This window comes from Psychromonas sp. MME2 (genome assembly GCF_040566515.1).
Lineage (GTDB): Bacteria > Pseudomonadota > Gammaproteobacteria > Enterobacterales > Psychromonadaceae > Psychromonas.
This window is the reverse complement of record NZ_JBEWXI010000002.1, coordinates 520,145-533,925: the sequence shown is the minus strand read 5'-3', so window position 1 is coordinate 533,925 and position 13,781 is coordinate 520,145. Positions and strand designations below refer to the sequence as shown.

General features: G+C 41.0%; 11 protein-coding genes and 2 pseudogenes. 8 read left to right on the top strand and 5 right to left on the bottom strand.

The features are described from left to right. Positions 1–342: 342 nt before the first annotated feature. From AB1A03_RS02890 to AB1A03_RS02875, 4 genes are all read left to right on the top strand, one after another. Entirely contained in the window at positions 343–2,925 is a 2,583-nt protein-coding gene (locus tag AB1A03_RS02890; protein WP_354623070.1) for an FG-GAP-like repeat-containing protein, read from the top strand. After that, positions 2,897–3,328, top strand: a complete 432-nt coding sequence (locus tag AB1A03_RS02885) for an Ig-like domain-containing protein (protein WP_354623069.1) — start codon at positions 2,897–2,899, stop codon at positions 3,326–3,328. Before AB1A03_RS02890 ends, AB1A03_RS02885 begins: the two co-directional genes overlap by 29 nt. An 8-nt stretch (positions 3,329–3,336) precedes the next feature. Continuing rightward, entirely contained in the window at positions 3,337–3,621 is a 285-nt protein-coding gene (locus AB1A03_RS02880) for a hypothetical protein (protein WP_354623067.1), read from the top strand. 460 nt (positions 3,622–4,081) lie between these two features. Next, complete coding sequence (locus tag AB1A03_RS02875) at positions 4,082–4,468, top strand: PTS transporter subunit EIIB (protein ID WP_354623066.1); 387 nt, start codon at positions 4,082–4,084, stop codon at positions 4,466–4,468. A gap of 273 nt (positions 4,469–4,741) precedes the next feature. Here the strand turns inward: AB1A03_RS02875 and AB1A03_RS02870 are convergent, their stop codons facing one another. The 3 genes and pseudogenes from AB1A03_RS02870 to AB1A03_RS02860 all read right to left on the bottom strand — a co-directional run. After that, positions 4,742–4,942, bottom strand: coding sequence for a hypothetical protein (locus AB1A03_RS02870; protein WP_354623065.1), 201 nt, complete (start codon positions 4,940–4,942; stop codon positions 4,742–4,744). Between the two features lie 257 nt (positions 4,943–5,199). Beyond that, complete coding sequence (locus AB1A03_RS02865; protein WP_354623064.1) at positions 5,200–6,189, bottom strand: MalM family protein; 990 nt, start codon at positions 6,187–6,189, stop codon at positions 5,200–5,202. 214 nt (positions 6,190–6,403) lie between these two features. Further along, positions 6,404–6,631, bottom strand: a pseudogene (locus tag AB1A03_RS02860) (IS6 family transposase); the annotation flags it as partial. Between the two features lie 315 nt (positions 6,632–6,946). Between AB1A03_RS02860 and AB1A03_RS02855 the strand changes: the two are divergent. Continuing rightward, positions 6,947–7,951, top strand: a complete 1,005-nt coding sequence (locus tag AB1A03_RS02855; RefSeq protein ID WP_354623061.1) for a LacI family DNA-binding transcriptional regulator — start codon at positions 6,947–6,949, stop codon at positions 7,949–7,951. A gap of 17 nt (positions 7,952–7,968) precedes the next feature. On the opposite strand, the gene edd is transcribed toward AB1A03_RS02855, so the two are convergent. Both edd and AB1A03_RS02845 read right to left on the bottom strand, forming a co-directional pair. Further along, positions 7,969–9,765: a phosphogluconate dehydratase gene (gene edd / locus AB1A03_RS02850; protein WP_354623060.1), complete on the bottom strand. Its 1,797-nt coding sequence runs from the start codon at positions 9,763–9,765 to the stop codon at positions 7,969–7,971. Beyond that, positions 9,762–10,289: a gluconokinase gene (locus tag AB1A03_RS02845; RefSeq protein WP_354623059.1), complete on the bottom strand. Its 528-nt coding sequence runs from the start codon at positions 10,287–10,289 to the stop codon at positions 9,762–9,764. The genes edd and AB1A03_RS02845 overlap by 4 nt, the downstream gene beginning before the upstream one ends. Before the next feature lie 167 nt (positions 10,290–10,456). Between AB1A03_RS02845 and AB1A03_RS02840 the strand changes: the two are divergent. From AB1A03_RS02840 to AB1A03_RS02830, 3 genes and pseudogenes are all read left to right on the top strand, one after another. Beyond that, positions 10,457–11,832, top strand: a pseudogene (locus AB1A03_RS02840) (GntP family permease). A gap of 9 nt (positions 11,833–11,841) precedes the next feature. Then, a complete protein-coding gene (locus AB1A03_RS02835; RefSeq protein ID WP_354623058.1) occupies positions 11,842–12,450 on the top strand; it encodes a bifunctional 4-hydroxy-2-oxoglutarate aldolase/2-dehydro-3-deoxy-phosphogluconate aldolase in 609 nt (202 codons plus the stop codon). 251 nt (positions 12,451–12,701) lie between these two features. Further along, positions 12,702–13,697: a hypothetical protein gene (locus AB1A03_RS02830; protein ID WP_354623057.1), complete on the top strand. Its 996-nt coding sequence runs from the start codon at positions 12,702–12,704 to the stop codon at positions 13,695–13,697. Positions 13,698–13,781: the final 84 nt, after the last annotated feature.

Genomic DNA, 13,781 nt, shown 5'->3' with positions numbered 1-13,781 from the left:
TTCATGCGTTATTCCACATCAAAACTGACACAACATTTCAATATAGAAACAACGGTCTCAACACTAAATAGTATAGAGCCCCTAAGTAAACAATGCATTTATATTTAAGCTAAATAAATTCATTACTTTTCAAGCACCCCATACCAAAAATAAAATTGAACAACCAAAAGATAACGCCATCACAGTTTTGGAAAACCAATTGCAATCAAACTCACCAAATTGGATAACCACGATTGAATAAAAGTTAGGCGAATTGTTTAATCTACCACCTAATTGTGATGCTTTAGCAAACGATATCGCTCGAGCTCATTTCTGCACGCTAATATGTAAAGGATTATATTGATGATGAACCATCTTTCTAAATTCAAATTAAAATATCTGGCTTTATCGCTTTCAGTCGCGTTAGTCGCAGGCTGTAATTCCTCTAGTTCCGATACACCTAACACACCACCAAGTGACTTAACGCCACTCCCAGCTCAGTTTAAAGTAAGTATCTATGAACCTTTCGAAGCCCTACAAACTTTTACCGAAGAGGGCACACAGCAACTAACACTGACGATTAACGCATTAACTGAATATGCTCACCTAAGTGTATTTATAGATGATCAGATAGTGCTAGATAATGTCAATATCCCGCAAAAGGGTGAGAACACCATCAACATGTTACTAAACCTGCCAGAAGCAAGCGCAGCAAAAACGGCAGATAATGGCCTTAGCCGTGTGGTAAAATTTGTGGCACGTGATGGCGATATTGAAGTTAAGAAAATCGAATTTACGGCTGTCGATGCTAATATCCCAATGTTCAAAGATATCGCCGAAGAGCGCGGTATGACAACCGCAGTAACCTATAAATATAGTGGCCCCGCTGTCGCCGATTTCGATAACGATGGCGATTATGATTTTGCACTAAACAACCACAACTTCGTCTCTACAATAGTGGTGACCAATAACGATGGTGACCTTTCCGATATGAATCCTATCTATGGAGAAGGCACTGTACCCGATCTACATGGCTCTGCATGGGGTGATTACGATAATGATGGTGATTTAGACCTTATGCAATCGGTAGGTGGCGCAAACGGTACCAGTGATAGTTCCTATGAATTATTAAAAAATAATGGCGATGGTACCTTCACTAATGTTTCTAAAGAAACAGGCATATTAACCCCTGCCCGTGGTCGTGCGCCTCGTTGGGCTGACTTTGATAACGATGGCCATTTAGATCTGTTATTAGTCAATGCTAAAACACCAAATTCAACTTCACCTCAACAACTATTTTACCGTAATAATGGTGACCAGACCTTTACCGCTGTGCGTGTTTCGGGCTTAGAAGAGATTGATGCAGAACGCGTACTGATGCTTGATTATAACCGCGATGGTAAAGAAGATATCTTATTAGTATCTAGCTACTCCCCTATCAGTTTATGGAAAGGTAATGGCGATTTTACTTTTACAAATGTAAGTGCAGAACTACTACCGGATTCAGTATTAAACGGTAGTAATACCTTTGGCGCAGCCAGCGTTGATGTTGATAATGATGGTCGTCCAGACCTCTATTTAGCCCGCGGCCTGCCGCTCTACCAGCTGTCGAATAAATCTATCGACTATAATCCATTAACTCAGTCTGTCGATTTCCGTGACAAAGCAGAAAAAGGGACAACGTTAATCAATTTTACCAGTGAAGGTGATATTAAATTTTCTGAAATGGATATGGTTTACCGTAGTACTTATAACGGTACTTTCCCAATTTTCCTAGGTAAAAACAAAGTTCGCACTCCCATTAAAGCGACTGGTTTCCAAGAGAACCAATACCCTGATGAGATGCGAGATGCACCTGATTCAGTGGTCATTAGCCAAACAGGTGATGCAGAAGGATGGCCTGAAGAGCGCACTGAAAATGGTTTATATATCGGCTTTAAAGATGGAAAATGGACTGCTGAAACAGTACGTGATGGCGACCTATTCTGGAATATCGCCTTTAAACTAGATAATGTCGCAACACTTGATTACGATTGGGAACCAAATAACCACAACCGTCGAGATATATTATTACTCAATACAGAGGAAGGTTTTGTTGATGCAACCGAAGAGTGGAATATTCCACTAGGTGGCAACGCGTGGGGGGTAACCTCTGGCGACTTTAATAATAATGGTTTCAATGACCTGTTTGTTTATCGCTACGGATACCTAAAAGAGCGTGTTTCAGACGTATTATTACTTAATACAGGTAAAGGAAGCTTCCAAGCGGTGACACAGCATGGTGCGCGCGATCCTGAAGATAAAGGCCATGGTGACATGGGACAAGCCTTTGACTTTGATCTCGATGGCAAGGTAGATATGTTAAACGGCTCAGATGAGTTAGGAAAATGGTACCTCTACCAAAATCAAATTGAAAACGCAGGTCATTATCTCTTAATCGATGTTAAATACAGCCCACTTAAAGGTATTGACTCATATGGAGCAGAGGTAATTGTAACCACTGAAAATGGCAAAGAGTATGTAAAACGTGTCGCTTCTGCTGGTGAAGTGTTCTCACAAAGTATGCTTAACATTATGCACTTTGGTTTAGGTGATGAAACAGCGATAAAAAGCGTTAAAATCACATGGCGTAATGGCGAAACCGTCACCTTTAATGATATTGCTGCGGACACACTTTATAAATCTAACAGCCAAGATACTGTAAGCCCAACACCCGAAGCGATTACATTATCGCGCACAAGCAAACGTATTAATACCGATTCAACTTATCAAATTGAACCCATCTTTACTCCGTTTAATGCGATTAATTCGGTTAGCTATACATCATCAGATGTTACCATTGCTTCGGTAGATGCAGAGGGGCTTATTACATCAAGCGCTACAAAAACCGGTACAGCGACAATTACAATTACATCACTTGAACGCCGCTGCAACGGCCTCTTTTGAAGTGACTGTCTCTGATGATCCGATTTACGTATCGGCTATTGCTGTTACAGGATCAGATCAACCACTATACAAAAGCGAGTCTATCCAGTTGGCAGCAGAGCTGACAACAACAGTTTTTGACACCGATGCTGATGATATGTCAGTTACTTGGAGCAGTAGTGATACTAGCGTTGCAACAGTGCGTGATAATGGCGAAGTAACGGGTGTCGCCGCGGGTGATGTGACGATTACAGCAACAGCGAATGGATCTGAACCAGGACAAGCAATAGTAGAAAAAGTAGTGAGCTTAAAGGTAATGGTTCGTGAAGAGAAAAGTGGTGTATTTGATGATAATAGCAAATACATGACCACTCACTATACAGATACGAAGATGGTTGTAACCTTTAACTATAACGCTGGTTAGGTGACCTGGTGAATGACAGTGGTATCAGTTATAGACTTCGTGAAATGACCTCTAGCTGGGGGCTAGCAAAAGATTACATTCCTGCAACCGACATAGGCTTAATAGCTGCAGGTACACAATCAGGTACAATTGAAGTTGAGTTTGACTTGTCTGATGCAAATGTAACCCCTACTGCCAATCTACCAGATGGTAACTTCCACTTTCTATTCTTTGAATTTAATACTGAAAATGGAGAGCATCAGGAGAGAGGTATTGGTTGGGCACCTGGTGACATCACCATCATAAAACGTTAATAATTAGACAGTTTTTATCGTTTAACACAAGCCGATTACTGATGTAATCGGCTTGTTTATATAATAGCGATTGCAATAACTATGTGCTCTAAGTTCTGCGCAGAAAACCCCACACGCTTTTAGGCTAACTTACCTTACATAACTTGTTCCAAACAAATATCAAACAGAAGTCATCAACCTATTGACCACTTTGAATTTCCAATCTATGATTTAAACCACAAACTGGTCTACAGAGTTTAGGTTTGTTAATATTTATCCTGCAATTAAATTATTAAGTACAACATCAACAATCAGAGCGTTATAAACATAGAACAATAACCTCTATTTAAATACATATAAGGAAATATTTTATGACAAGCAACCTTTCAAACGCCGAAATGGCCAACGCACTCGTCGCCTCCTTTGGTGGCAAACAAAACATGAACAGCTTGATGCATGCTTAACTCGCCTAAGAGTTACAGTGAAAGACACAACAAGTGTTGATAAAGCTCAGTTAAAAGCACTGGGTGCAAAAGGGGTTATTATCATTGACCGTGTTGCCCAAGCAATATTTGGCATTAATTCCGATAAGTATCGCCAAGATATGACAAATTGGATTGATACGAATGTTGATCTTGCAAAGGATCTCGTCACAGCTTTTGGAGGAAAAAACAATATTCAAGAACTTGATGCTTGCCTTACTCGACTCAGAGTAAAAGTTAATAATGTAAAAGTGATAGATGAATTGCAATTAAAAAAACTAGGCGCAGTTGGCGTTGTATATGCCCAAGATCACAGCATCCACGCTATTTTTGGTAGTAAATCAGATAATCTTAAAATGGCAATGAATCGTTACCTTAATCTATAATTATCTTTTGATAACCTTAAAAAAGAATCGACGCTGAGTAAACATAAATACCAGATGTCGTGAGGTGATGTAGAAAATTTTATATAGGGGATTTTCGAGAATTTTTAATTTAATAATAAACAGGTTAAATTATATTATCTAACTTGTTTTAAATTATGATTACTTTATTTTTTATAAATAAAGTGAGCTGCTCTTAGTAGAATGCGTTAAGGCAATTATCTACTGAGCAGCATATTCCTACTTTTATACAGCACAGTGCTATTATGCACCTCATTAAGCTGCATATTTACCAACTTCATGTGGGTATACGCGTAATCCGTTTACTGTGTTCTCATAAACAGCTTGCTCTTTAAGATATGACCAAACATGCGCTGGTGTACCTGAATTAACCGCTAAACTAGCAATCACTTTATCGATATCTCGACCAGCATAATCTTCAGTACGAGTAAATAAACGTTTAATTGAATATAACATAGTAAATCTCCTTTTAAAGTTGTTATAAGCTCTGTTCTTTAACAGCAAAGCAATTATAAAACTTTCAAAAGATGTGATCAAGATCTATTTTACAAAAATAAATGACTATCATTTTGTGATATACAACTTAAAACCATTATTATTTCAGGTTGTACTGGTGTGGTGTGTAGAAGCATCTAAAATGAAAAGATAAGATTATCCCAACAACTTTATAAATTTCATGTCATTGGGATCCTGAAAATTATATTTTCCTATGGTTATTTATTGGTATTTTTCATCGCTTCAAACATTGCATCACGCGCTTTCGTTGAACCTGCTTTTTCTGCTTCTTCAACAAACCGCAGTGCTTTTTTGTAGTCCTCTTCTTTTACCGATTTTTCAATTAAAAGAATATACATATTTTCACTTTCTGGTTGAATCGAGTTATTACTGACCTGAGATGTGGCCACTGGTTCTTTAATAGCAGTTGCTTTCGGTTTAATGTTTTCCATTTCATTTGTGGTAACGATTGCTTGAGCTTTGTGGCTGTCATTGAGCTCTTTTGCTATTGTCTTTTTCATCGAGCTGGCTGTATATGGTGTGTAATCAAAGGTAAGTCTAACAACACCTGTTGCAGTATGTCGAAATGGTTCGAGCATATTCGCTTTGATCATTAACGCTTCGCGATCAATTTTTGTCGATGTCGGTTCAGGTGGGACAAGCTTTGTCGTTTCCTTCATTGCTTTTTCGGTGGTCAGGATAACTAAATGTTTTGCATGGCGACCATTATTAAATATAGGCGGGATTTCAATATTGGCAAAGAACCTATCAATCCTTAACACAGACCCACTTTCGTAGTGAATACTTTCTTCTCCGTACAATCTTAGTGGTTTATATTGCTCATCTAATATGACTATTGTTGGAACAAAAACACTTGATACCATAGGAGCAGATACACTAATTTTAATTGTCCCTTCTGCTGCAGGGAGCGTAATACCTTGGACGAATGATTTACCCGTAGTAAAATTAAACGCGTCATTTTTGTCCGTAATAATATAATCAAACGCACCAGGAGTAGAGATTGTAGTATAATTAAGTTCACTCAATGACGTGCAGCATATAGGAGCATTCTTGAGTGCTTCATAGCCAATCGAGGCATCTGTATCTTGTATCTTTTGTGTATCCTCATCACCGTAGTCGATGAACGCGCTAGTATTACTACATCCAGCCACTAATATTATTAAAACCATAGAGAGTATTCTTTTCATTATTATTCCTTTCTGAGCAGAGCCTAAGATACTCATAGCATATGTTTCTTATAATATTTAAGCAACCCTTAGGCTGATTTGGTTAATAATTTTACCAAATTGGTTACCATCAACTTATCTACTTGGATGATATTGTCAACTTATGTACGAAGGGCGATTAAAGGGCTATTGTCAACTTATGTGACCGAGACGATTTAAGGCCATTAAATCAGCCTTATTCTAAATTTTGGACACAACTAACCTGCACCCATTCAGAAAATGAGCGAGCGCGGAATGCTCGATAATGTTTTGCTTGCATTAAATGACGGCCAAAACGAAATAGGTTATTGACCACACCATGACAACTTAAAAACAGTTGAGCTTGACCCTGTGATTTGAAGCGTCGCATCTGTCTTTCTTGTTGCCGAGTGGGCTGATGTGATAGTTCACACCCATTATTCTCAATATTCAATGAAAATAATTTGTAAATAAACCACACTCCATGTTCGGTTTTGCTCTGCGCCGGATAATATTTTATTAGAAAAGTATTTTCCAGTCATAAACGTCATTCACTGATAATTTAAGAAACGACTAAAGCAAAATGGTCACCACGATGAAGAACATTTTTATTGCCAACAAACACAACAACTAAGCAGGTAAATCAACATTGCCCCTCTATTGTTAAACACTCCTGCTATATTGCTTCTCGATTCTTTTTCAGTAGCATGATAATGTTACTGTAACATTTTAAACTTATGCCACATCATCGGGATAGCCAATGCAGAAACAACAAAAAAACAGGCCTACTCTGCAAGATATTGCAGATAAAGTGGGCATTACTAAAATGACCGTTTCTAGGTACTTGCGTGATCCTAACTCTGTTGCGTTAAAAACCAGAGAAAAAATAATGGTGGTGATGGAAGAAGTTGGCTACATTGCCAATAGAGCACCAGCGATGCTCTCTAAGTCATCTAGCAAAGCGATCGGAATTCTTATTCCTTCTTTATCAAACCAAGTATTTGCTAGTTTTATTCAAGGCATTGAAAGTGTCTGCAGAGCGAATGGTTATGAAACATTAATTGCTCATTTTGGTTACGATGAGCTCGAAGAGGAAGCCAAAGTCGCTTCGTTACTTTCCTATCAAGTAGACGGCTTAATACTCACCGAGACAAAGCATACAAAACGCACATTACAGATGATTAAAACTGCTGGAGTGCCCGTTGTCGAAGCGATGGAGCTACCCAAACAACCGATAGATATGGTGGTTGGTGTCGACCATGAAGCAGCGGGATATTTTGCTACAAAGGCGTTACTCGAATCAGGCAAATCAAACATCGCTTACTTTGGTGCTCGCTTAGATTCGCGCACACAATTACGCATGTCGGGTTACGATCGCGCGCTGATTGAGCAAGGCATGAAAAGCATACACATTTTAACTCAAGCGCACTCTTCATTTACATTAGGCGGAGAGTTACTTGATATGGCGTTACGGCAAAACCCTAATATTGATGGAGTACTGTGCACCAATGATGATATTGCGATTGGTACAATCATGGCGGCGCAAAAGAAAGGCATCCAGATCCCAAAACAATTAGGGGTTGTTGGGTACAACGCACTTAATATCGGCATGGCATTAACCCCGCAATTAAACAGTATTGAAATCCCCATCGAGCAGATTGGCGAAACAAGCGCGAGGTTATTATTACAAGCGCTGCGCGGTGAAGATATCCAACAAAAAGTGGTGGATGTTGGATTTTCAATGCGCCTTGGGCAAAGCCTTTGACGCATTGATATAACAAACTAGACGATAAAACTCGCACCTAACTCTGCACTTGATACACAGCTGCGCATGTTTTTAAACATATCACGCCCCCATGTTTGCTGTGCGGCTTCAGTATCCGGTGTTGGCGGTGTTCGCCCTGTGACATCACTGAGGTTATCCAACGTACCCGTCGTACAATCTAAGCGGATAATATCGCCATCACAGATCAACCCAATGGCGCCGCCATGCAGGGCTTCTGGTGATAAGTGGATAGCCGCAGGAATTTTCCCAGACGCCCCTGATAATCGACCATCAGTGACTAATGCAACGTTATAGCCAGCCTTTTGCAAATTACCTAAGATAGGCATTAATTTATGTAACTCAGGCATGCCGTTGGCGGCCGGGCCATTAAAGGCGACCACCACGACACAATGTTTATTGAGTAACCCTACCTGATAAGCTTTTTCAACCTCATGCTGACAATGGAAAACCTTCGCGGGCGCCTCAATGATATGAAACTGCTCCGCAACGGCAGACACTTTCACGACACATCTACCAATATTACCAGTGAGCATTTTTGTGCCTCCGGTTTTTTGGAAGTAACTATCATTTGCCGCTAATACTTGCGTATTGACAGACTCTCCAAGCGCTTGCCAAGCCAACTTTCCATCCACTAAGTTAGGTGACAATAACTGATCTTCAAAACAACCAAACGTTGGCGTGACATCGATATGCAAAAGACCACTGGCATGCAAGCGTTTCATTAAGGCAGGCACACCACCTAAACGCTGAAACTCATTCACATCGGCAGGGCCATTGGGGTAAAGCTTTAATAACAGCGGAATAACATCAGATAAATCACTCATATCTTGCCATGTTAAAATGATCCCTGCAGCGCGCGCAACCGCCACCATATGAATGGTATGGTTTGAGCTACCGCCCGATGCTAACAAGGCGATAACACCGTTGACCAAGCTTTTCTCGGTCACAACTTCGCTTAGCGGGCGGTAACAAGATGAGCCATAACTCATTGCTGCTATTTTTTTGGCTGCATCGTCAGTTAACGCTCTACGCAAATCGGATTGCGGATGCACAAATGCCGAACCGGGTAACATTAAGCCCATCGCTTCAAAAACTAATTGGTTGGTATTGGCCGTACCAAAAAAAGTACAAGTCCCCGGTGAGTGGTAGGCACCACACTCCATCTCTAATAACGCATCTTTACCCACATTCCCAGCCGCATATTTTTGCCTTACATCGACTTTTTCTTCATTCGAAATACCCGTTGCCATTGGACCTGCTGGGATAAAAGCGGTCGGTAAATGAGCAAATGTCAATGCCCCCATCAACTGCCCTGGTGCAATTTTGTCACAAATGCCTAACAATAACGTACCATCAAATAGATTATGGCTTAATGAAAAAGCGGTTGCTTGCGCGATTAAATCACGTGAAAAAAGCGACATATCCATTCCTGCTTGACCTTGTGTGACACCGTCACACATTGCCGGTACACCGCCCGCTATTTGCGCGGTATGGCCAAGCTCTGAAAGCGCCAGCTTAATTTGATCTGGGTAAGTTTTATAAGGCTGGTGCGCGCTAAGCATATCGTTATATGCGGTAATAATGGCAAGGTTTGAACGCGTAAAATCGAGGATCTGATTTTTTTCACTTTGACAAGATGCTGCCACCGCGTGTGCTAAGTTGCCACAGGACAGTGATGCGCGCGATTTTCCGATAGCAGCTTGTTGCTCTGTTTTTGCTAAAAATGCACTACGTGAAGCTTCACTACGACGTATAATTCGCTCAGTCACAGCGAGAATTACAGAATGTGTCATGCTACTTCCTTAATAATATTTAATTGGGTTAATGCGCTTATTGCACGCTCAATCACTTGTTCTCGCGTACCATCAATATCAACGACTGCGACATTAGGTTCATTTTCGGGACGCTCTAAAGTAGCAAATTGGCCATTCACCATACTTTCTTGCATAAAGTGACCTTTACGCGCACGCATTCTCTGCATGATCAATTCAATCGATGCTTCTAGGTAGAGAAAATGAACGTGTTGGTTGCCATTGCGAATTTTATCTCTATAGCTTTTTTTCAGTGCCGAGCAAACAATAATACCCGTTTCATTTTTACTCTCTAAACTAAACGCTGCATCACGAATGCGCTCTAACCATGGTGCTCTGTCATCATCATTCAGTGCTTCTCCACCCGCCATTTTAATAATGTTTGCCTTAGGGTGTAAATCATCACCATCGATAAACTTGTACCCCATTAACTTTGATACTTTATCACCAATCGTGCTTTTACCTGAGCCACATACTCCCATTACAACAATACTTTTACCTGCCATTTTTCTCTCCCAGCTCTACTTTGAAGTAGATCGCATTTTTAAACGAAACCAAAAATATGTGTTTACCTTACAAGAGTTACGGGTAACATGTTACCCGTAACTTAGCGGTTTGTGAAGTTTCTCACAAAATATTCATCATGAAAATTAATCTTAAATAAGGTATAAACATGGAACAGATAGCTCAACAAGCAGACCCAATATTCCTATTAACAATAGCAGGATTAGCCGTTCTTTCACTGCTAGTCCTGATAATCAAATTAAAAGTACATGCGTTTATCTCACTGACATTAGTAAGCTTAGGCACTGCGATTGCCACGGGCGTATCATCATCTCAAGTGGTACCGACAATGATGGGCGGATTCGGAGGCACATTAGCTTCGGTAGCCCTATTGGTCGGATTAGGATCAATGATTGGTAAGATCCTTGAAATCACTGGTGGTGCCAAAGTACTGGCTGATACCCTAATTGGTCGATTTGGTGAGAAAAAAGCGCCACTTGCATTGGGTGTCGCTTCTCTACTGTTTGGTTTTCCGATCTTTTTTGATGCGGGTCTAATTGTCATGATGCCGATTATTTTTAGTGTGGCAAAACGGTTTGGTGGCTCAGTATTAAAGTACGCACTTCCTTCTGCAGGTGCCTTTGCGGTCATGCATGCCTTTGTTCCCCGCATCCGGGCCCAGTTGCAGCAGCTGAATTATTAGGTGCGAACATTGGTTTACTATTGTTTGTCGGTCTTTTAGTCGCGATCCCGACTTGGTACTTCGGCGCGTACCTATTTGGTCTCTATGCAGGTAAAAAATTCGATATCCCTCTTTCAAAAGCCTTTTTTGGCGAAGAAGCAATTATTAATGAGAAAAAACTACCAACATTCTCAACTGTATTAGCGATTCTAATCCTACCTATCATCTTAATCTCTTTAGATACAGGGTTAAATACATTAGCGGTTTCTGGTGTTATTGACGGTGCTTCACCGGTCGTGGATTTCCTGCGCATGCTAGGTAAAACCCCCGTAGCGCTCCTTATCACACTATTAGTTTGTCTTGCGGTATTTGCGAAAGAGTACGGCATGGCCAAATTAGAGTCACTATGTACTCAATCATTAGCGCCAATTTGTGCCGTTATCTTAGTAACGGGTGCGGGGGGCATGTTTGGTGGCGTATTACGTGCAAGCGGTATTGGCGAAGCGTTATCAGGTGCATTATCCGATACTGGCATGCCACTTATTCTCGCCGCCTTCCTTATTTCAACATGCTTACGTGTTGCGCAAGGCTCAGCAACGGTTGCACTCACAACAACAGCTGCACTAATTGCCCCAATGGTTGCTTCAACTATTGGACTAAGTGAATTAGATCTTTGTTTCATTGTTATCGCGATCGCTTCTGGCGCAACGGTACTATCACACTTTAATGATTCAGGATTTTGGTTAGTATCTCGTTTGATGGATATGGATGAGAAAACCACATTAAAAACGTGGACTGTGATGGAAACACTGCTTGGTGGTATCGCATTCATTATTGTTGCTGTACTTAGTTACATTATTTAAGGTTTTAATATGCAAACACTTGAACAAAAATTACAAACGATTCGTATCGTACCAGTCATTGCCATTAAAGATGCAGCGCATGCCGTGCCTTTAGCGAAAGTCTTAGTCGAAAATGGTTTACCTTGTGCTGAAGTGACATTCAGAACAGAAGCGGCAGCAGAGTCAATTCGCTTAATGCGGGCAGCTTATCCTGAGCTTTTAATTGGCGCGGGCACAGTGCTTAACAAAGAGCAAGTTGATCAAGCGGTTGAAGCGGGTGCTGATTTTATTGTTAGCCCAGGATTAAATCCTAATACGGTAAAATATTGCCAGCAGATTGGGGTCGCCATTGTGCCGGGCATTAACAACCCGAGTTTGGTTGAACAAGCGATGGAGTTCGGCTTAAAAACGGTTAAGTTTTTCCCCGCTGAACCTTCGGGTGGAATTGCGATGCTAAAATCGTTAGCAGCCGTTTATCCGGTGCAATTTATGCCAACGGGAGGCATTACAGTCGCTAATGTAGAGGATTACTTAGCGCTAGATGCGGTTGTAGCCTGTGGAGGAACTTGGATGGTACCAACGCCCCTGATTGACCAAGGCAACTGGCCTGAAATCGCTAAACTCATCCAAGCACTTTAAAGCTCGATGTCGCCATTGCACATTAAAATGGTGTTCAGTGAAATGGGGTCAGTCAACATTTTGACCCCGTTATACGAAATACAACGTCTCTGGACGACACCTCTTTTGCTTACTTTTCTCTTGCTGTTGAGAAAAGCATGATAGTGTAGTGATAGTGTAGGATAGTGTAGGACACCCACACCTTTTTGACTAAACAGAATACTGCACCTACTATATAAACAGTGTTTTTGTTTACAGTTGTGGGGTTTGGTATGACACAATCACGTGCTTCGTTAATTTCTCTTGTGGACACACCTTATTATCATTGCATTTCTCGATGTGTTCGCCGTGCATTTTTGTGTGGCGAAGATAATTACAGCGGTAAAAACTATTCACATCGCCGGCAATGGATGGTCGATCGCATTCGGCAATTAAGTGATATCTTTGCCATTGATGTTTGCGCTTATTCGATTATGTCTAATCACTATCACCTTGTTTTACATGCTAATGAAGCCGAGATTAGCGCCTGTAGCGATGAAGAAGTTTGCCGACGTTGGTATCAACTTTATTCTGGCTCAGAAATAGTTTCGCGATGGCGTAAAGGGGAACTGACTTGCGCAGGTCAAATAGAGGTGGCGCTTGAGATAATCAGCAAATGGCGTCATCGCTTGCTTGATATCTCTTGGTTCATGCGCGCATTAAATGAATTTATTGCCCGCAAAGCGAACGCCGAAGATAACTGTAAAGGACGCTTTTGGGAAGGGCGCTTTAAGTCGCAAGCATTGCTTGATGAAAAAGCACTATTAACTTGTATGGCTTATGTTGATTTAAACCCCGTGCGAGCAAAAATGTCAGTAAGTGTGGAAACATCGGAGTTTACGTCCATATTTGAGCGTATCCACAGTAAATGTAGTCACGATGAAGCCTTGCATCACCATGATAACAGTAAACCCTTATTTGGTTTTTTAGCGGCAGAATGTGATGCGCCCCACGAAGGTATTCCCTATGCCTTACTCGATTATTTAGAGCTTGTTGATTGGACTGGACGAGCGATTCGAGAGGATAAGCGCGGCGTGATTTCGAGCGAACTGCCAAGCTTATTAAGCAGCCTTGGCTTAGAGAGTGACACATGGTTAGCCTTAGCCGTGAGTTTTGGTAAAGGTTACCATGGTGCAGTGGGCTCACTCGAAGAACTGGCACTATTTGCCGAACACACAGGCCGATGTTGGGTATCTGGGCAAAACAAACTGAGTTGTATGCTGCATTAACTCCCAATCATTTGTTTTTTTTATTAACTATTAGCGCTTCGTTAAGGAGGCTCTGTGCGTTGATTTTAATAAAACTTGTTTAAA

Coding starts and splice junctions, on each gene's coding strand:
- AB1A03_RS02890 (WP_354623070.1), top strand. CDS start 343: ATGATGAACCATCTTTCTAAATTCAAATTAAAATATCTGGCTTTATCG.
- AB1A03_RS02870 (WP_354623065.1), bottom strand. CDS start 4,942: ATGTTATATTCAATTAAACGTTTATTTACTCGTACTGAAGATTATGCT.
- AB1A03_RS02865 (WP_354623064.1), bottom strand. CDS start 6,189: ATGAAAAGAATACTCTCTATGGTTTTAATAATATTAGTGGCTGGATGT.
- AB1A03_RS02855 (WP_354623061.1), top strand. CDS start 6,947: ATGCAGAAACAACAAAAAAACAGGCCTACTCTGCAAGATATTGCAGAT.
- edd (WP_354623060.1), bottom strand. CDS start 9,765: ATGACACATTCTGTAATTCTCGCTGTGACTGAGCGAATTATACGTCGT.
- AB1A03_RS02845 (WP_354623059.1), bottom strand. CDS start 10,289: ATGGCAGGTAAAAGTATTGTTGTAATGGGAGTATGTGGCTCAGGTAAA.
- AB1A03_RS02835 (WP_354623058.1), top strand. CDS start 11,842: ATGCAAACACTTGAACAAAAATTACAAACGATTCGTATCGTACCAGTC.
- AB1A03_RS02830 (WP_354623057.1), top strand. CDS start 12,702: ATGACACAATCACGTGCTTCGTTAATTTCTCTTGTGGACACACCTTAT.